The organism is Bradyrhizobium symbiodeficiens (genome assembly GCF_002266465.3).
Classification (GTDB): Bacteria; Pseudomonadota; Alphaproteobacteria; order Rhizobiales; family Xanthobacteraceae; genus Bradyrhizobium; species Bradyrhizobium symbiodeficiens.
On sequence record NZ_CP029427.2, the window covers coordinates 219,506 to 238,116 of the forward strand.

Here is an 18,611-nt window from a genome sequence, read left to right on the forward strand (position 1 = left end):
GGCTGAAGATCAGCCCGCCATCATCATGTCCGCGGCGCCGGTCTCGGTTGCCTGAACGCCGTGCTCGACGACCTTGTTGCGGCCGCGGTGTTTTGCGGCGTAGAGCGCGGCGTCGGCGGCTTCGATCAGGTCGCCGGGACGCAAGGCCTCGTTGGGCTTCGCTGCGGCAACGCCGATCGAGACGGTCACGATCATGTGGGCCGAGGTGATGTGCGGTAGGCACAGCCTCAGCACCGCCGCGCGCACCTGCTCGCCGATCTCGACGGCGCGGTTCACGTCGGTGTTCGGCAGCAGCAGGCAGAACTCCTCGCCGCCATAGCGGGCCGCGAAACCCATCGTGTCGGCGGCGATGCCGGACAGGGATTCGCCGAGCCGGGTCAGGCAGGAATCGCCTTCGAGATGGCCATAGGTGTCGTTGAACAGCTTGAAGTGGTCGACGTCGATCATCAGCAGCGCGAGGTCGCTGCCATATTGCTGCGCGCGCATCCATTCGAAGTCGAGGCGGCTCTGGAAACCGCGGCGATTGTTGAGCCCCGACAGCATGTCGATCGAGGCCATCACCGTCAGCCGGTCGTTGCTCGCGATCAGCTCGCGCTCACGCTGGCTCAGCTGCGCCGCCATTGCGTTGAACGCGCGGGCCAGCGGCACGAACTCGGCCGGCAGGCGGTTGCGCGCCGCGCGGGCCGACAGATCGCCCTCACCGAGACGCTTGGCCATGTCGGCGAGCATCTCGATCGGGTTGATGACGAGCTTCTCGGCGGCGATCAGCGCGCCGAGCAGGACGAACACGACGACGAAACCGAGCTGGAGATAGGCGGTACGGATGTCGCGGTTGACCGCCGCCGACACCTTGTCTTCGTCGATGCTGGCGATCAGGCGGGCGTTGGTGCCTGAGATGCGGATGTAGCTGACCGCGCGACGCGAGCCGTCGGCGGCGAGGAAGGACAATGAGCCTTCATCCTGGTCGGAACGCAGCGCCCTGTCGGCGATCGCCGACATCAGCGGCATGTTGTCGAGCGGACGGCCGACCGCACTGTGCTGATCGGCTGGCGCGGCCAGCACGGTGCCTGCGCTGTCGACCAGCACGGCGGTGATGCCGGCGCGGCCGCCGAGATTGTTCATGACCTTCGACATCCAGTCGAGGTTGACCGTGGCGAGCACGACGGCGTCGGATGTGCCGCTGAAGGCGGAGACCGGATAGACAGCCATCACGGTCGGCGTCTGCGCCGGTCGCGACAGGATGAAATCGCTCAGCACGAAGCGGCCGCTCGTTTGGGCCTGCTGAAAGTAGGGCCGGTCGCTCAGGTCGAGGCCGACATACATGTTGTTGGTCGCGCACTGGATGCGCCCGTCTGCGCCCGCGATCAAGAGCGTGCGGATCCAGGGCAGGTTCGACGGCAGGCTGGCGCGCAGCACGTCGCAGCTCTTGCTGACGCCGCCGGCGGAGGCGCGAATGAAGGCCTCCGATTTCAGGATGGTCTCGACCGACGAGATCACCTCGCGCTGCGCATCCGCGCTGTGTCTTGCGACGGTGTTGAATTCAGCCGTGGCCTGCGCGATCTGCCGCGTGCGGGTGTCTTCCAGCGAACGGATGCGCTCCAGCATCAAGGGCGCCACCAGAATCACCGCGAGCAGTGCAAGGCGCGCCCGGATTCCGAGAACCTGCTTGAGTTTCGCTCGTTTGCGGTTGAAACTGACGCTTGCCATCTTCGCTACCCCACCCCGTCCACCAAGGTAAAGCGAAGGGTTCAAAAACTCTTTCTTGAACTCGGTAAAATTGGACTTACCCAGGTTACGACCTTGATCAATCGCCGTCATGACAGATGAAAACGACAAGCCGGTAACCGGCCATTCACCAAACGCGCTCGCCGCGGTCGAAGCCGAAATCGCCCGCGCCTGCAGTGATGCGCGACGCGATCGCGCCTCGGTGACGCTGATCGCGGTGTCCAAGACTTTCGACGCGGATGCAATTATCCCGGTTATCGACGCCGGACAGCGCGTGTTCGGCGAGAATCGGGTGCAGGAGGCCAAAGGAAAGTGGCCTGCGTTAACGTCCGTTTACCCGGGCATCGCGCTGCATCTGATCGGACCGCTGCAGTCCAACAAGGCGAAAGAGGCGGTCGCGCTGTTCGACGCCATCCATTCGGTCGACCGCCCGAGCATTTGCCAGGCGTTAGCCAAGGAGATCGAATCCCAGAACAAGCACCCGCAACTCTTCGTTCAGATCAACACCGGCGAGGAGCCGCAGAAGGCCGGCATCGCTCCTGGCGAGGCCGACGCCTTCCTCGCCAGCTGCCGCGACACCTACGGGCTGACCATCTCCGGATTGATGTGCATCCCGCCGGTCGACGAGCCGCCGGCGGCGCATTTCGCGCTGACCGCCAAGATCGCCGCGCGCAACGGATTGACCAATCTCTCGATGGGCATGAGCGCAGATTTCGCCAACGCCATCATGCTGGGTGCCACCCATGTCCGCGTGGGGAGTGCGATTTTTGGGCACAGGTGATTGTTGTCCCTGCGAACGCAGGGACGACAGCGGAGCATAAAGCTACTTCATGCGAACCCCACCGACACCTTCCCGAGCACGCCGAAGTCCGCCGCGAAATGATCGCCGGCCTGGATCGGCAGCGGCGGGTGACACGTGCCTGTGGTCACCACCTGCCCTACTCGCAAGGTGAGTCCGAGGCCGCGCAACTCGTTGGCGAGCCAGGCGAGCGCGGCGCGGGGGTCGCCGAGCACGTTCTTGCCGTGGCCGACATGGCGCTCGCCGCGCAGCGTGATCTGTGGCCGTTCCTCGACGAGATCCATCGCACGCCAATTCGCAGTCGTCGCCGCACCCAGCACGAACAGATGCGCGCAGGCGTTGTCGGCGATCAGCTGCGCCTCGCCCGCTCTGGCGAAATCGGCAAAGCGCGAATCGGGAATCTCGATCGCAGGATGGAAGGTCTCGACGGCGGCGAGCACCTCGTCGACAGTGTAGGGCGTTGCGCGCGGCGGCAGATCGCGTCCCATGCGGAAGGCGAACTCCGGTTCGCCGACGCGCATCTGATTGCCCTTCATCGACGCGGTGCCGCCATCGGCGACCACAGTGTCGCTCATGATGCGACCGGCCAGCGGCCCCGTGACGTTGATGTGCTTCTGTCCCGATACGCTCGTGGCCGCGATCTTCCAGCCGAACAATGTCCCGGGCGACGATGTTTCGAGCGCTGCCTGAACGGCGTAGCCCTCGGTGCGGCTCTGCGGCCGCAGCCGTGGCTCCAGCGCGTCAAGCTTGGTGCCGTCGCGCCAATGTTGGACGAGCACGCGCGCGGCGGCTGCGATCTGATCCCTGTCGAGCATGTACCCTCACCCGATGATGATTTTTGTTTCTGGTCCCAATCGCCGCAGCAATTGCAGCATCGCAGATTTCGTCATCGAGACGCAGCCCGCGGTCGGACCGAAATTGTCGCGGGCCAAGTGCAAAAACACCGCGCTGCCACGGCCGGCGATGCGCGGCCTGGTATTGTGGTCGATTTCGACAATGAAGTCATAGAGATGGTCGGCCCGCTTGAGCCGGTCGCCGCCCTGCCCCGCGCCGAGCCGGATTCCCCGGTTGTAATGGCGGTCTTTGGGGTCCTCGCACCATGCGTCCTCGCCGGTGATGATCCGGGCCGGCAGGAAGGTCCGCGGCCGGCTGTGCCGGTCGCCCCGCCACCACAGGCGCTTGGGACGGAAGCTGCCCCTCGGGGTGCCGCCGTCACCTTCGCGCTTGTTGGCGAGAATGCCGCCCCGGCCCAGTGCCACCGGAATGGTCAGCGTTCCTGCCGACAGCCATCCCCGGCGCGGATTCCCGGCCGCAGGCTTAACGCGGATCGCGGACAGCGGTCCGGCCCGTCGATTGGTGACGTAACTAGCTGAAGCTGCTTTATTTTTCATGTGAACGTGCAATGTCGAATTCATTACAGGACATTCATCGAACCGGCCTGCTATTCTGAGTTAGAGTGCTTCCGGCTTGTGAATCGGTAACAGCCCACTACTTCAACACGAACAACAATAATAACGGCGACCCCTAAACTTCCCCTCCCGATTGGGTGCAGCATGCATGCGCGCCGAGTCGGACTCCAAAAGGATGACCCCCTATGGCCAATGCCCGCAAGATCCTCATCGTGGATGACGATACCGATCTGCGCGATACGTTGGTGGAGCAATTATCGCTGCACGAAGAATTCGAAGCCTCCGCCGTCGATACCGGCGCCAAGGGCGCCAGCGCCGCAAAGGCCAATTCCCCCGATCTGGTCCTGATGGATGTCGGCTTGCCCGACACCGACGGCCGCGAGGTGGTCCGCTCCCTGCGCAAAGGCGGCTTCAAGGCCCCGATCATCATGCTGACCGGGCACGACACCGATTCCGATACGATTTTGGGGCTCGAATCCGGCGCCAACGACTATGTCGCAAAGCCCTTCCGTTTCGCCGTCCTGCTGGCCCGCATCCGCGCCCAGCTGCGCCAGCACGAGGCCAGCGAGGACGCGGTGTTCTCGGTCGGCCCCTACTCCTTCCGGCCCGGCTCCAAGATGCTCACCGCCGCCAATGCGCGCAAGGTGCGGCTCACGGAGAAGGAGACCGCCATTCTCCGCTTCCTCTACCGCGCCGGCCAGATGCCGGTCTCGCGCGAGACCCTGCTCCAGGAGGTCTGGGGCTATAATTCCGGCGTCACCACCCACACGCTGGAAACCCACATCTACCGCCTTCGCCAGAAGATCGAGAAGGACGCCGCCAACCCGGAAATCCTGGTTACGGAAGCCGGTGGCTACAAGCTGGTGCCGTGATACGCTCGAAGGGCGTGCGAATCGTTTTAGATCGCATGCCTTTGAGCCTCGGATCTGAATGTCAATCGACGACGACGTAGCGCTTCTCGAGCGAGTCCCGACACTGCGCCTGTTGGGAGACGCCTCGTTGCGCATGCTGGCGATCGGCTCCGAGCAGCGCAACTTCGTCCGCGGCGATACCCTGTTCAATCTCGGCGACGACGCCGATGCCGGCTTCGTGGTCCAGCGCGGCGCCTTCCGGGTTGATGACGGCGCAGGCGCCGAGATGATCGCGGGTCCCGGAGCGTTGATCGGCGAGCTCGCGCTGGTTGTGCCGATGAAACGGCCGTCGAGCGCGATCGCGCTGGAGCATTCCTCCGTCATCCGCGTCGCGCGCAGCTTGTTCCAGCGCGTGCTCGAAAGCGATCCGGCCGCTGCGGTTCGGCTGCGCGATGAATTTGCGATCCGCTCCAGCCAGATTGCCAGCGATATCCTGATGGCGGGTGCGAAGCTGACATCGTGAGTCTCTCCGCTGTCATTCCGGGCTCGCGCTACGCGCGCCCCGGAATGACGATCACACCTCCAGCGTCACCGTCACCGGGACATGGTCCGACGGCCGCTCCCAGCTCCGCGCGTCGCGCAGGATCGTGAAATCGCTGACCGCGTCTTTCAGCGCGCGCGAGACCCAGATGTGGTCGAGCCTGCGGCCGCGGTCGCCGACGGTCCAGTCGGCGGAGCGGTAGCTCCACCACGTGTAGACTTTTTCCGACATCGGAATCCGGTCGCGTGCGACGTCGACCCATTCGCCCGCGGCCAGTGCGGCCTCCAGCTTTTCGGTTTCGACCGGCGTATGCGAGACCACCTTCAGAAGCTGCTTGTGCGACCACACGTCGTTCTCCTGCGGGGCGACGTTGAGATCGCCGACCAGGATGTGGCGATCCTCGCCGCGCGGATGCAGCGGCTCGCACGCCTTCATCTCGTCGAGGAAACGGAGCTTGTGATCGAACTTCTCGTTCAGCGCGGGATCGGGAATATCGCCGCCGGCGGGGACGTAGAAATTATGCACCACCAGCGGCCTTGCGATATTGGCCTTCTCGCCGAACGACACCGAGATGTGACGCGAATCCACCTTGTCGCAGAAGGTGCGGATATCAGTCGATTCGAATGGAATCTTCGAGACGATGGCGACGCCGTGATAGCCCTTCTGCCCGTTCAGTGCTACGTGCTCATAGCCGAGCCGCTTGAAGCGCTTCAGTGGAAACGCATCGTCGATGCACTTGGTCTCCTGCAGGCACAGCACGTCCGGCCGCGCGCTCTTGAGAAACTTCGCGACCAGATCGATGCGCAGCCGCACCGAATTGATGTTCCAGGTTGTCAGGGAAAAACGCATGAGAGATGCGTCTTAGCATGGGCGGCAAATTGTAGGGTGGATTAGCGAAGCGTAATCCACCGACTTGCTTTCCGCGGAGACAAACGGTGGTGGGTTACGCCTTCGGCTAACCCACCCTACGGCATTCAACCCGGCGCCGGGCCGTAATTGGTGAAATCGATCTTGAACATACCGGGATCGAGCTTCTTGCTCGAATCCAGATTGTAGACCGCGATCGTGGTGTCGTATCCTTGCGGATCGGTGACGGTCCACTGCTTCAACTGGCCGTCCTTGGCGCCGAACATCAGCAGCAGCCGGCTGGTGCCGACCAGTGCCTGCTTCTCCTCGATGGTGACGCTGACGAAGACGTCGTCGGCCGAGACGTTGACGACATTGGTGTCCTTCATCAGGTCGATGCGATCCGACAGCAGGAAACGCAGCGGCGTCTGTGAGAGGGGATAGACGTCCTGGGTTGCGAGCTTGCGGTCGCGCACCACCAGCGAGGATCCGTCGGCGACGATGTCGATCGGGCTCGGCGCGTTGTACTCGAAGCGCACCTTGCCGGGTTTCTGGATGTAGAAATCGCCTTGCGTCTTGCTGCCGTCGGGACCGACCTGAACGAAATTCCCGACCAGCGTCGACAGCGACGACAGATACGCGCTGACCTTGGCGGCCTGCGCCTTCTGGTTGGCATCGAAGGTCTGGAAGATGCTGCTCGGCACGTTGCGGCGCGGATCCGGGATCACCGGATTCGGCGGTGTCTGGGTCGCGCCGGTGACTGTGGGGCCGCCGGCAGAGGCGCCGCCCTCGCGGCCCTTCGGCGCCGGTTTCGGCACCGGCACTGTCTGCGCAAATGACGATGCCGTCACCATCGCGGCGGTGACGAGAAGCACGCCGGCCACGCGCGCGCTTCGCGCAGCGATGGTGGCGGCGAATCGAATGTCCGGATGTCTGATCAACGCGTCGTCCTAACGTGGCTGGGCGTCTTTTAGCGTGATTTCGGGCAAAAGCAGATAACGATTTCGCGTGAAAGGATGTCTCGAGGACCCCGCCTCACATATGGCTGTCTTCTTCCTCGACCAGAATCTCGCGCTTGCCGGCATGATTGGCGGGTCCGACGATGCCTTCCAGTTCCATGCGCTCCATCAGCGATGCGGCGCGGTTATAGCCGATCTGCAGGCGGCGCTGGATGTAGCTGGTTGAAGCCTTGCGGTCCCGTTTGACGATCGCAACGGCCTGCTGGAACAAATCGCCGCCGCCATCCGCGCCCATGCCGCTGGCGTCGAACACGGCGCCGCCGTCCTCGTCTTCGGCCGGCTCCTCGGCGGTAACAGCTTCGAGATATTCCGGTTGGCCCTGCGTCTTGAGGTGACGCACCACCTTCTCGACTTCGTCGTCCGACGCGAAAGGTCCGTGCACGCGGCTGATGCGGCCGCCGCCGGCCATGTAGAGCATATCGCCCTGGCCGAGCAGCTGCTCGGCGCCCATCTCGCCCAAAATAGTGCGGCTGTCGATCTTGGACGTGACCTGGAAGGCGATGCGGGTCGGGAAGTTCGCCTTGATGGTGCCGGTGATGACGTCGACCGACGGACGCTGCGTGGCGAGGATCACGTGCAGGCCGGCCGCGCGCGCCATCTGCGCGAGACGCTGCACTGCGCCTTCGATGTCCTTGCCGGCGACCATCATCAGGTCGGCCATTTCGTCGACGATGATGACGATGTAGGGCAGCGGATCGAGCGAGAGCTTCTCTTCCTCGTAGATCGCCTTGCCGGTCTCCTTGTCGAAGCCGGTATGTACGGTACGCGTCGGCTCTTCGCCCTTGGCCTTCAATTCGAGCAGGCGCGTATTGTAGCCGTCGATGTTGCGCACACCGAGCTTGGCCATGTTCTTGTAGCGCTCCTCCATCTCGCGCACGGCCCATTTCAGCGCGACCACCGCCTTCTTCGGGTCGGTCACGACGGGCGTGAGCAGGTGGGGAATGCCGTCATAGACGGAGAGTTCGAGCATCTTCGGATCGACCATGATCAGGCGGCACTGGTCCGGGCGCAGCCGGTAGACCAGGCTGAGGATCATGGTGTTGATGGCGACCGACTTGCCGGAGCCGGTGGTACCGGCGATCAGCATGTGCGGCGTGCGCGCGAGGTCGATGATGACGGGGTCGCCGCCGATGGTCTTGCCGAGGCAGAGCGGGAGTTTCGCGACCGAATCGACCGTCTCTTTGGCGACCAGCAGCTCGCGCAGATAGACCTTTTCGCGATGCGCGTTCGGCAGTTCGATGCCGATGGCGTTGCGGCCGGGCACGACGGCGACGCGCGCCGACAGCGCGCTCATCGAACGGGCGATGTCGTCGGAAAGCCCGATGACGCGCGATGATTTGATGCCGGGCGCGGGCTCGAGCTCGTACAGCGTGACCACGGGGCCCGGATTGGCCTTCACGATTTCGCCGCGCACGCCGAAATCCTGCAGCACGCCTTCGAGCGAACGCGAATTGGCTTCCAGCTCGGCCTTGCTGAGCGGCTGGCGATCGCCGGCCTTGGGCGCGGCCAGCACGGACACGGACGGAAGCTCGAACTTGTCGGAGGATTTCTTGGCCGGGGTCTTCGGCGCGGCCTTCTTGCGCGGGGCGCGCGCGGCGGGCTGCTCTTCTTCCTCCTCCTCGTCTTCCTCTTCCTCGTGATGGTCCTCGTCGTCCTCGTCCTCGGCCTGCGGCGAGATCGAAGGCGCAGCGCGGCCGCCGCCGAGATTCGGCTCCTGGCGGCTGAACGCCACGGCCTTGGTCTTCGGGCCGCTCGAGACCAGCGAGCGGTAGGCGGCACCACACAGCCAGATCAGCCGCGCCTTGGTGCTCATCAGTGCGTGGAACAGCCAGCCCAGCGACACGGAGCCGCGATCGCTGTCCTCGTCCTCGTCGAGCGGCTTGTCGTCATCCTCGGTCTCCGAGAACTCGTCGTCGTGCGCGCGGGCGCCGAGACCGCACGCGATCAGGAAGGTCGCGGCCATCGCGGCGAACAGGATCGTGCCCAGCACGATGCGATAGATCGTACCGGCCGGCCCGAAAATCACTGCGGGCGCGCGCACGAGCGCATCGCCGACCACGCCGCCGAGGCCGGTCGGCAGCGGCCATGCGCCGCCATGCGGCCAGCAGCTGACGAAGCCCGCCGCGATCACCGTGCAGAGAATCCAGGAGCCGAGCCGCAGCGCCTCGCGGTCGAACGGCCGGTGGGTCATCATGCGCCAGCCCCAGACCGCGACAGTCAGGACCAGCATGATGGCGCCGAGCCCGAGGATCTGCATGGCAAGGTCGGCGCCGATCGCGCCGGCATAACCGAGAATGTTGCGGATCGGCCTTGAGGTTGCGTGGCTCAGGCTGGGGTCCTGCACCGACCAGGTCATCAGCGCTGCCGAGGCGACGCCCGACAACCCGATCAGGCCGAAGCCGGTGAGCTCGCGCACTCGCCGCGCCAGTCCCTCGCGGATCGAGGGCGGCAGATGGCCGACCAGTGGAATGACACGTTCGATTGCCGACATGCTCATGGGCCCCGCCTAACCCAGAGTCTCGACCAGCCGGTGCAACGCCTGCGCCGTGGTCTCGCCATCCTGCACCAGCGCCAGGCGAATATAGCCTGCGCCGGGATTGAAGCCGTCGGGCTGCTGCCGCGCCAGAAAGCTGCCGGGCACCACGCGCACGCCGGCTTCCTTGAACAATTTCAGACACACCGAGACGTCGTCGCCGATCCCGGACGTGTTGAGCCAGACGCAGAAGCCGGCATCGGGCCGGCGATAGCCGTAGCGATTGCCGATGATCTGGTCGGCGAGATCGAACTTGATCCGGTAGAGCCTGCGGTTCTCCTCGACATGCGCTTCGTCGCCGTAGGCAAAGGTCGCGACATGCTGGAGCGGCACCGGCACCTGGGGCGCGGCGATGTTGCGCAGCTCCAGGAACATGCCGATGAATGTCTTGTCGCCGGCGGCGAAGCCGACGCGCAGGCCCGGAAGGTTCGACCGCTTCGACAGTGACTGGAACGCGGCCACGCGGGTGAAATCGGGGCCGGCACATTCGAGCGCGCTGCCGGGTGCTTCGCGGGTATAGATCTCCGAATAGCACTCGTCGCTGAGGATCATGAAGCCGTAGCGGTCGGCGAGGCTCTTCAGGCGCGTGAAGTAGTCGCGCGAGGCGACCGAGCCCTGCGGATTGGCGGGCGAGGCCAGATAGAACGCCACCGTGCGCGCCAGCGTCGCCTCGTCGATGGCGTCGAGGTCGGGCAGGAAGCCGTTCTCGACCGTGGTCGGCAGATAGACCGGCTCGCAGGCAGCGGCGCCGGCGCCGGCGCCATAGACCGGATAGAACGGGTTCGGCATCAGGATGGCGGGCTTGCCTGGACGCGGGCCGACATAACGCGCGGCTGCGATCGCGGCGAGGAACAGCCCTTCCCGGCTGCCATTGAGGACGAGAATTTCGCTCTTGGGGTCGAGCGGCCGAGGCAGCTTGAAACGTGACGACAGCCACGTGCTCGCGGCCTGGCGGAACGGGTCGGTGCCCTGGTTCATCGGGTAGCGGCCGAAATCGGCGATGTGCTTGGCCAGCACCGGGCCGACGAAGTCAGGCACGGGATGCTGGGGCTCGCCGACGGCGAGCGAAATCAAGGGTTTGCCGGGCTGATACGGCGCCAGCAGCTCGTTCAGCCGGACGAAGGGGGAGCGCTCGTTTTTGGAGCTTCCACTGGCCTGCGGCGCACGGGTTGAAGCGGTCATGACCATTCTGGGCGCCAGCACTCTTGGAACAGCCGGTCGCGCGAAGGCCCCGGCGGGAAGCGGTTCAGTTCACCATAGATAGGGCGAGGTTAAGACGCGATTAACCATCGGCCGCCGCCTCCGTCCAGAGCAGGAATAATGGGGCCGGATAACAACGGGATGCATGGGTGGTTTTCACCGTCCCGCGGGCCTTGCGGGAGAGGGAGCGCTCCGTTCTCCCGGCTCGATTCGACCTTCAACGCCCCGGCAGCTTTTCGAACGTCGCCATCCCCGCCGGGATCGCATGGAACTCCTGCATGTCGCAGGTGTAGATCGCCATCTGCGGCTTGAACTGTTCCGGCTCGTCCAGCGTGCCGACCTTCAGGACCGCTGCGGGCAGTCGCGGAACCTTAGTCACCAGATGGGTGCCGCATTCGGCGCAGAATTCGCGCGTGACCGCGCGTTCGAGGTCCTTGCGCGTGAACTGCCTGGGCTGTCCGGTGATGTAGCTGAAGCCGGCCGCCGGCATCGCGATGAAGGTGTTGGGCGCGCCGCCCGAGATGTACTGGCACTCGCGGCAATGACACTGCGCCTGCATCATCGGGTCGCCCTCGGCCACGTAGCGCACTTCGCCGCAATAGCATCCGCCTTCCAAACGCATGACGACCTCCCGATTGTTGCTTCTTGTGGTCGATATTTCTGCGCCGCCGGTGCGGAATGGCAATCCTTTTCTTCGCGGCGCAATCAAAAACAACCCTGCCAAAAGAAAGGGGCTCCAACTTGCGCTGGAGCCCCTCAACGGTCAGGGCATTGCCGGGTATGTGCCCGAACCGTAGTTGTGGACGTGGACTCCGAGGAGACCACGCCCGGGAGGAGACTTACATGTTGTAGGCGCGCTCGGTGTGCTCGGTGATGTCGAGACCTTCACGCTCGCTCTCGACATTGGTGCGCAGACCAACGATCACGTCGACGACCTTGTAGAGGATCGCCGAACCGATGCCCGACCACACCAGCGTGGTGCCGACGCCCCAGATCTGGGACATCATCTGCGCTGCGAAGTCGTAGTCGGCGACCTTCGGCGGGATCGCGGTGTAGTCGATGATGCCGGCGCCGCCGAGGGCGGGGTTGACGAGAATGCCGGTGCCGAGGGCGCCGACGATGCCGCCGACGCAATGCACGCCGAACACGTCGAGACTGTCATCGTAGCCGAGCGCGTTCTTCACGACGGTGCAGAAGAACAGGCAGACCACGCCGACGATCAGGCCGAGGACGATCGCGCCCATCACGCCGGAGAAGCCGGCGGCAGGGGTGACGGCCACGAGGCCCGCGACAGCGCCGGAGATGACGCCGAGCACCGACGGATGACCCTTGATGATCCACTCCGCGAACATCCACGACAGCGCGGCGGCTGCGGTGGCGACGAAGGAGTTGGTCATGGCGAGGGCAGCGCCGCCATTGGCTTCCAGGTTGGAGCCGGCGTTGAAGCCGAACCAGCCGACCCAGAGCAGCGAGGCGCCGATCATCGACATGGTCAGCGAGTGCGGAGCCATCAGCTCCTTGCCGTAACCGGTGCGCTTGCCGATCAGGAGAGCGCCGATGAGGCCTGCGATGCCGGCGTTGATGTGCACCACGGTGCCGCCAGCGAAGTCGATCGCACCCTTCTTGAAGATCCAGCCGGCGTCGGCGTTGAGCTCGTCGAGCTTGGCCTGAGCCGCGGTCTTCGCCGCCGCATCAGTGGCAGCAGCGAGCGCCTTGGCCGCATCCTGGATCAGGTCCGGACCCTGCCAGTACCAGACCATGTGCGCGATCGGGAAATAGATCAGCGTGACCCAGAGCGGGATGAACAGAGCGATCGCCGAGAACTTCATGCGCTCGGCGAAGGCACCGACGATGAGGGCGGGCGTGATCGCCGCGAAGGTCATCTGGAAGCACATGTAGATGAGCTCCGAGATGTTGGCGTCGACCGAGAAGGTCGCGGCCTTCGAGTCGGTGGTGACGCCCATCATGAAGGCCTTGGAGAAGCCGCCGATGAAGTCGGAACCGCCTGTGAAGGCGAGGCTGTAGCCGTACACGGCCCAGATCACGGTGACGACGCAGACGGTGTAGAACACCTGCATCAGGACGGAGAGCATGTTCTTGGAGCGGACGAGACCGCCGTAGAACAGCGCGAGGCCGGGGATCGTCATCAACAGCACGAGCACTGTCGATGTCAGCATCCAGGCGTTGTCTCCCTTGTTGACCGTTGGCTCGGCGTAGGCTGCGGTCGCAGCGAACAGGCCGACTGCGAGAGCCGCCAATCCCGCGCCATAGGGACGCTTGAACGTCATATTATTCACTCCTGATTGGATAAAGGTTGAGCGCGAAATCAAAGGGCCGCAGCATCGGCCTCGCCGGTGCGGATACGCACCGCGTGGTCGAGGTTGATGACGAAGATCTTGCCGTCGCCGATCTGTCCGGTTTTTGCGGCGGACGTGATGGCGTCGATGGTCTTGTCGACCTGGTCGGAGGCGACAGCGACCTCGATCTTGATCTTGGGCAGGAAGCTCACGGCATATTCGGCGCCGCGATAGATTTCCGTATGGCCCTTCTGGCGGCCATATCCCTTGACTTCCGTCACCGTGAGACCGTGAACGCCGATGGCGGTCAGGGCGTCACGGACTTCTTCCAGCTTGAATGGCTTGATAATCGCCATAACAATTTTCATGGGTCCTATCCCCGCTTGGGCCCGGTCCGGACGTGGCCGGGCGTTTCTCGACTGGTTCGCCACGAGGGAGAAAGTTCACTACGCGGGCACAGCCAGGACCCATAGAATCAAATGCCGTGCCAGATCGGGCGCGTTGCCTAACGGACTATGAAAACGGGTGTTTTCGCGGTCGACGGGTATTGCGGTGCAGTGCGCCATTCCGTCGCGCTCAAAACGTGGTCATGCCTGCTCAAAATGCGAGCATGACAGGCTGCCGACACAATGCTGCTCATGGGTCGGGCAGCTTAGAGGTAATAAAGTAGCGGCGCCGCTTATTGCAACGCCTCGCCGTGCTGCGAAATATCGAGCCCCTCGAGTTCGTGCTCACGGGATACGCGCAGGGGCACGAACAGGCCGACCAGCTTGAGCAGGATGAAGCTCACGCCAGCCGACCAGACGAAGGTGACGGCGACGCCGTAAAACTGGATCAGGAGCTGCTGAGGTTGGCCCTCCAGCAGGCCGGCAGTGCCGCCGATGGCGCTGGTTGCGAACACGCCGGCGAGCAGAGTTCCAGTCAGGCCGCCGATGCCATGGACGCCGAACACGTCGAGCGAATCGTCATAGTCGAAGCGGTGCTTCAGCCAGGTGCAGGCCCAATAGCAGACTGAACCGGCGATGATGCCGATGACGATGCCGTGCCAGGGCGCCACGAATCCGGAGGCCGGCGTGATGGTGCCGAGGCCTGCCACCGCGCCGGAGATCATGCCGAGCACGGAGGGCTTGCGCCGTGTCGACCATTCGATCGCGCCCCAGGTCAGCGCGCCGGAGCAGGCCGCAAGGTGGGTCGCGATGATCGCCATCACCGCGCGCGAATTGGCCGCGCCCGCCGAGCCGCCGTTGAAGCCGAACCAGCCGACCCACAACAGGCCGGTGCCCATCACCGCGAGCGAAAGATCGAACGGCGACAGATTTTCGGTGCCGTAGCCGTGACGACGCCCCATCACCTTTGCCGCAACGAGGCCGCCGGTGCCGGCCGACAGATGCACCACGAGGCCGCCGGCGAAATCGAGCACGCCCATGCTGCTGAGGAAGCCGCCGCCCCACACCCAATGCGCCAGCGGGATGTAAACGAAGATGAACCAGGCGACGGAGAACAGGAGATAGGCCGAGAATCGCATCCGGTCGGCGACCGAGCCCGCGACCAGCGCCACCGTGATGATGGCAAACGTCATCTGGTACAGCATGAACAACGCTTCCGGGATGGTCTTCGCGGCCGGATTGACGCTGTCCATGGTCATGCCGGCGAGAAACCAGCGGTCGAGTGTGCCGATCCACGGGCCGTCGCCGACGAAGCACAGCGAATAGCCGAACGCGACCCAGAGGATGGAGATGATCGTCACCGCGGCGAGGCTCTGCGCCATGGTCGCGAGCACGTTCTTCTTGCGCACCATGCCGGAATAGAACAGCGCCAGGCCCGGGATCGTCATCATCAGCACCAGCGCGGTGGCGACGATCATCCAGGCGGTATCGGCGGTGTTGATCTCGGAGGCCGCGGCGCGCGCCGGCGCAGCCATGACCGACACAAGTCCGATCGGCGCAGCAAAAGCAGCTGCGCGGCGCAAATATCCCGCCATGTCGTTCCCCCCGGCATCAATTGGCGTCGCACATTGTGGCGTCGTTGCCCGGTGCGATCGAAGCAGATCAAGGCGTTTTCAAGCGAAGTGGATACCGGTTCGCTTGAAGAAAACGCGTCAAAACAAAAATCTAGAGCGCGTCGCTATCGGTTTCGCCGGTGCGGATGCGCACCGCGTTGTCGATCGGCGTCACGAAGATCTTGCCGTCGCCGATCTGCCCGGTGCGCGCGGTCGCAGTGATCACGCTGACCGCCTTGTCGGCGACGTCGGAGGCGACCGCGATCTCGATGCGCAGCTTCGGCAGGAAGTTCACGACATATTCGGCGCCGCGATAGATCTCGGTGTGGCCCTTCTGCCGGCCATAGCCCTTCACCTCGGTCACGGTCATGCCGTGGACGCCGATCGCCGTCAGGGCCTGGCGGACCTCATCGAGCTTGAAGGGTTTGATGATCGCGACGACGAGTTTCATGGTCAGGCCTGTTCCCCGGGATGCGCCGCGCCGTATGTCCCCGGCGCAGAGTCAATCTGGCATCTTTCCGGGCAAATGGCATAAAAAAGTTGCAGATTGAAGCGGAAAAACGTCTGGCCATGTGAATGGCCGCCTCTGTACAGGGCAATCGTTCATCCTTCACAATGCATTTTTGGCATGATGCGTGAACCCGCGCCTGCCAGGCGGTACATAAGTATTTTGAGGGGGCGCTTCATGGCGAGTTGGTTCTACGCATCCGAGGGCAAGCAGCAGGGGCCCTTTCCGGAAGGGCAATTCCGCGATCTCGTCGCCCAGGGCGTCGTGCGCCCGGATACGCTGGTCTGGTCCGAGGGCATGGCAGGCTGGCAGAAGGCCGCCGAGATCCCCGGCCTGGTCGGGGGCGGCGGCGCGCCGCCGATGATCCCTGCGGGCGGCCCGCCGATGATGGGCTCCGGTGGCTATGCCGGCGGCGGAGGCGGAGTCGCCGGATCGCTGGCAGTCGATTTCGGCATCCTCGAGTTCACCTGGCGCACGCTCGTGCTGCTGATCGGTTCGTGCTTCGTGATCCCGGTGCCGTGGCTGTTCGTCTGGTACACGAAATGGATCGTGTCCTGCGTGAAGGTCCCGGGACGGCCGAATCTCAGCTTCACCGGCAACGCGATGGCGATCGTGCCCTGGTTTTTCGGCTTCATCGTTCTGGCGATCGCGATCGGCTTCATCGGCAGCCAATTGCTGAGCAATCTGCTGTTCATCGTCCAGCTCGTGCTCTATTGGCTTCTGGTCAAATGGATGGTCGCGAACCTCGCATCCAACGGGCAGCCGTTGGGCCTGAGCTTCACCGGCTCGATCTGGGCCTATGTCGGCTGGAATCTGCTGTTCGCAATTTCCATCATCACCATCGTCGGCTGGGCCTGGGTCGCTGCAGCCCAGATGCGCTGGTTCTGCCGCAGCATCGAAGGCACGCGGCGCGAGATCGCATTCAAGGGCAGTGGTCTCGACATCCTCTGGCGCGGCATCGTCGCCGCGATCCTGTGCAGCCTCATCATCCCGATTCCGTGGGTGTATCGCTGGATCATGAACTGGTTCGCATCGGAGACCGTTCTCGCGCCGCGCGGGTCGCAGGCGGCCATGTGACGGCTGCTGGCGTTCGGTAGCGAGCAGACGAGATGTCGAACAGAATCTGGTTTCACGCATCTGAAGGCCAGCAGAAGGGTCCGTTTCCGGAGGCGCAGTTCCGCGATCTGATCGCGCGGGGAATCGTGCGATCGGATACGCTGGTTTGGACCGAAGGGATGGCGGGCTGGCAGAAGGCCGGCGCGGTACCCGGTCTCGTCCCCGGCGGGTCGCCTGCGGTGGCTTCGAGCGGCGACAGCGGAGGCCGGCTGTCGGTCGACCTGCCGCTGTGGTCGTTCCTTGGATGGTGCATCCTGCTGGTGATCGGCAACGCCGTCGTAGTGCCGGCTCCATGGACCGCCACCGGCTACTACCGTTGGCTCTTCCCTCGCGTGCACGTTCCGCAGCGGCCGAACATCAGCTTCACCGGCCAGGTCGGCGATATCTGGTACGTCTTCGTTGCGATGGCGCTGGCGGGCTATGCCGGGCTCGTCCACGACCTGTTTCAGCTTGCGGCGATTCCGCTCCAGGCCTTCCTGTCCTGGATGGTGATGCGCTGGGTGGTCGCCAATCTCAGCTCGAACGGTCAGCCGATTCCGATGACGTTCAACGGCAGCCCATGGGCCTTCATCGGCTGGCAGCTCCTGATGTTTCTCGCCATGTTCACGATCATCGGCTGGGCCTGGGTCATGGCCGCATGGATGCGCTGGATCTGTCGCAACATCGCGGGAACGCGGCGCGAGATGATCTTCGTGGGCACCGGCCTTCAGCTGCTGTGGCGAACCCTCGCATTCGGTTTCGGCTGCTTTCTGATCATTCCGATTCCGTGGCTGCTGCGCTGGTACTTCACGTGGACCATGGCGCAGTTCGAGCTTGTGCAACGCCCGGGGGCAGCACGCTAGGACTTCCGCTCGCGCACGGAGCCTTCCTGCGCCACAGAGGCGACCAGCGTCCCGTCCGGCTTGAAGATCGAGCCGCGGGTCAAGCCGCGACCGCCGCGCGCGCTCGGCGAATCCTGGGCGTAGAGCAGCCATTCGTCGGCGCGGAACGGGCGGTGAAACCACATCGCGTGATCGAGGCTGGCCGGCATCATGCGCTTGTCGAACAGCGTGCGGCCATAGCGCGCCATGATCGCGTCGAGCAGCGAGAAGTCCGAGGCGTAGGCGAGCGCACACATGTGCAGCGCCGGATCGTCGGGCAGTTTCGCGGCGGTCTTGATCCAGACGTGGATGCGGCCGTCATCGATCTTCTGGCCGAAATAACGGCCGAGCTCGACCGGGCGCAGCTCGATCGGGCGATCGGATTCATAATAACGCCGGATGAACTCCGGCATCTCGCGGAACATCGGCTGCTTCGCCACCTCCTCCGCCGTGAGCTTCTCCGGCGGTGGCACGTCGGGCATCTTGTCCTGATGGTCGAACGCACTTTCCTCCTCGGCGTGGAACGAGACCATGATCGAGAAGATCGCATTGCCGTGCTGGATCGCGGTGACGCGGCGGGTCGAATAGCTCTTGCCGTCGCGCAGGCGTTCGACCTGGTAGATGATCGGGATCTGCGGATCGCCGGGAAGGATGAAATAGCAGTGCAGCGAATGCGGCAGCCGGCCCTCGACCGTGCGGCAGGCCGCGACCATCGCCTGCCCGATCACCTGGCCGCCGAACACCCGCTGCCAGCTGGTCTTCGGGCTGTTGCCGCGGAACAGATTCACCTCGAGCTGCTCGAGGTCGAGGATCGAAATCAGGTCGATCAGGCTTTTGGACATGGAGTGAGCTTCCTCGCCGTCGTTCCGGGCCATGCTCCGGAATGACACAATGGGGCCGTTCCGCCC

General features: G+C 64.3%; 18 protein-coding genes. 5 read left to right on the top strand and 13 right to left on the bottom strand.

The window, feature by feature from the left end; all coding sequences use genetic code 11:
• Positions 1 to 9: 9 nt before the first annotated feature.
• On the bottom strand, positions 10 to 1,707 hold the full coding sequence (locus CIT39_RS01030; protein WP_094975970.1) for a diguanylate cyclase domain-containing protein: 1,698 nt from the start codon (positions 1,705 to 1,707) through the stop codon (positions 10 to 12).
• Positions 1,708 to 1,816: 109 nt separating this feature from the next.
• On the opposite strand from CIT39_RS01030, the gene CIT39_RS01035 reads away from it, so the two are divergent.
• Complete coding sequence (locus CIT39_RS01035; protein WP_094975969.1) at positions 1,817 to 2,506, top strand: YggS family pyridoxal phosphate-dependent enzyme; 690 nt, start codon at positions 1,817 to 1,819, stop codon at positions 2,504 to 2,506.
• A 47-nt stretch (positions 2,507 to 2,553) separates the two neighbouring features.
• Here the strand turns inward: CIT39_RS01035 and CIT39_RS01040 are convergent, their stop codons facing one another.
• Together CIT39_RS01040 and CIT39_RS01045 are read right to left on the bottom strand one after the other, a co-directional pair.
• A complete protein-coding gene (locus CIT39_RS01040; RefSeq protein WP_094975968.1) occupies positions 2,554 to 3,339 on the bottom strand; it encodes a 2-keto-4-pentenoate hydratase in 786 nt (261 codons plus the stop codon).
• 6 nt (positions 3,340 to 3,345) lie between these two features.
• Positions 3,346 to 3,915, bottom strand: a complete 570-nt coding sequence (locus tag CIT39_RS01045) for a L,D-transpeptidase family protein (protein WP_162308951.1) — start codon at positions 3,913 to 3,915, stop codon at positions 3,346 to 3,348.
• Between the two features lie 203 nt (positions 3,916 to 4,118).
• Between CIT39_RS01045 and CIT39_RS01050 the strand changes: the two genes are divergently transcribed.
• Both CIT39_RS01050 and CIT39_RS01055 read left to right on the top strand, forming a co-directional pair.
• The gene (locus tag CIT39_RS01050) at positions 4,119 to 4,805 is read left to right on the top strand and encodes a response regulator transcription factor (protein WP_008142830.1); all 687 of its coding nucleotides are present in this window, start codon (positions 4,119 to 4,121) and stop codon (positions 4,803 to 4,805) included.
• 58 nt (positions 4,806 to 4,863) lie between these two features.
• Positions 4,864 to 5,307: a cyclic nucleotide-binding domain-containing protein gene (locus tag CIT39_RS01055; RefSeq protein WP_094975966.1), complete on the top strand. Its 444-nt coding sequence runs from the start codon at positions 4,864 to 4,866 to the stop codon at positions 5,305 to 5,307.
• 51 nt (positions 5,308 to 5,358) lie between these two features.
• On the opposite strand, the gene xth is transcribed toward CIT39_RS01055, so the two are convergent.
• The 9 genes from xth to CIT39_RS01100 form a co-directional block, all read right to left on the bottom strand.
• Positions 5,359 to 6,174, bottom strand: a complete 816-nt coding sequence (gene xth, locus CIT39_RS01060; RefSeq protein ID WP_094975965.1) for an exodeoxyribonuclease III — start codon at positions 6,172 to 6,174, stop codon at positions 5,359 to 5,361.
• A 125-nt stretch (positions 6,175 to 6,299) separates the two neighbouring features.
• Positions 6,300 to 7,055, bottom strand: a complete 756-nt coding sequence (locus CIT39_RS01065) for an outer membrane lipoprotein carrier protein LolA (protein ID WP_094975964.1) — start codon at positions 7,053 to 7,055, stop codon at positions 6,300 to 6,302.
• Positions 7,056 to 7,206: 151 nt separating this feature from the next.
• Positions 7,207 to 9,687, bottom strand: coding sequence for a DNA translocase FtsK (locus tag CIT39_RS01070; protein WP_094975963.1), 2,481 nt, complete (start codon positions 9,685 to 9,687; stop codon positions 7,207 to 7,209).
• A gap of 9 nt (positions 9,688 to 9,696) precedes the next feature.
• Positions 9,697 to 10,911 (bottom strand): aminotransferase class I/II-fold pyridoxal phosphate-dependent enzyme, encoded by a 1,215-nt coding sequence (locus CIT39_RS01075; RefSeq protein WP_094975962.1) that lies wholly within the window; start codon positions 10,909 to 10,911, stop codon positions 9,697 to 9,699.
• 229 nt (positions 10,912 to 11,140) lie between these two features.
• Positions 11,141 to 11,545: a GFA family protein gene (locus CIT39_RS01080; RefSeq protein ID WP_094976996.1), complete on the bottom strand. Its 405-nt coding sequence runs from the start codon at positions 11,543 to 11,545 to the stop codon at positions 11,141 to 11,143.
• Between the two features lie 217 nt (positions 11,546 to 11,762).
• Positions 11,763 to 13,211 carry an ammonium transporter gene (locus tag CIT39_RS01085; protein WP_094975961.1) on the bottom strand — a complete coding sequence of 483 codons (1,449 nt, stop codon included), beginning with the start codon at positions 13,209 to 13,211 and terminating at the stop codon, positions 11,763 to 11,765.
• A gap of 38 nt (positions 13,212 to 13,249) precedes the next feature.
• Positions 13,250 to 13,588, bottom strand: coding sequence for a P-II family nitrogen regulator (locus CIT39_RS01090; RefSeq protein ID WP_008142813.1), 339 nt, complete (start codon positions 13,586 to 13,588; stop codon positions 13,250 to 13,252).
• 311 nt (positions 13,589 to 13,899) lie between these two features.
• Complete coding sequence (locus CIT39_RS01095; protein WP_094975960.1) at positions 13,900 to 15,201, bottom strand: ammonium transporter; 1,302 nt, start codon at positions 15,199 to 15,201, stop codon at positions 13,900 to 13,902.
• Positions 15,202 to 15,331: 130 nt separating this feature from the next.
• Positions 15,332 to 15,670: a P-II family nitrogen regulator gene (locus CIT39_RS01100; protein WP_094894041.1), complete on the bottom strand. Its 339-nt coding sequence runs from the start codon at positions 15,668 to 15,670 to the stop codon at positions 15,332 to 15,334.
• 234 nt (positions 15,671 to 15,904) lie between these two features.
• Here CIT39_RS01100 and CIT39_RS01105 point away from each other — a divergent pair, with 234 nt between their 5' ends.
• On the top strand, positions 15,905 to 16,804 hold the full coding sequence (locus CIT39_RS01105) for a DUF4339 domain-containing protein (RefSeq protein WP_094975959.1): 900 nt from the start codon (positions 15,905 to 15,907) through the stop codon (positions 16,802 to 16,804).
• Positions 16,805 to 16,836: 32 nt separating this feature from the next.
• The gene (locus tag CIT39_RS01110) at positions 16,837 to 17,685 is read left to right on the top strand and encodes a DUF4339 domain-containing protein (RefSeq protein WP_094975958.1); all 849 of its coding nucleotides are present in this window, start codon (positions 16,837 to 16,839) and stop codon (positions 17,683 to 17,685) included.
• Here the strand turns inward: CIT39_RS01110 and tesB are convergent.
• Entirely contained in the window at positions 17,682 to 18,545 is an 864-nt protein-coding gene (gene tesB / locus CIT39_RS01115) for an acyl-CoA thioesterase II (RefSeq protein WP_162308833.1), read from the bottom strand. The genes CIT39_RS01110 and tesB overlap by 4 nt on opposite strands.
• Between the last annotated feature and the right edge of the window lie 66 nt (positions 18,546 to 18,611).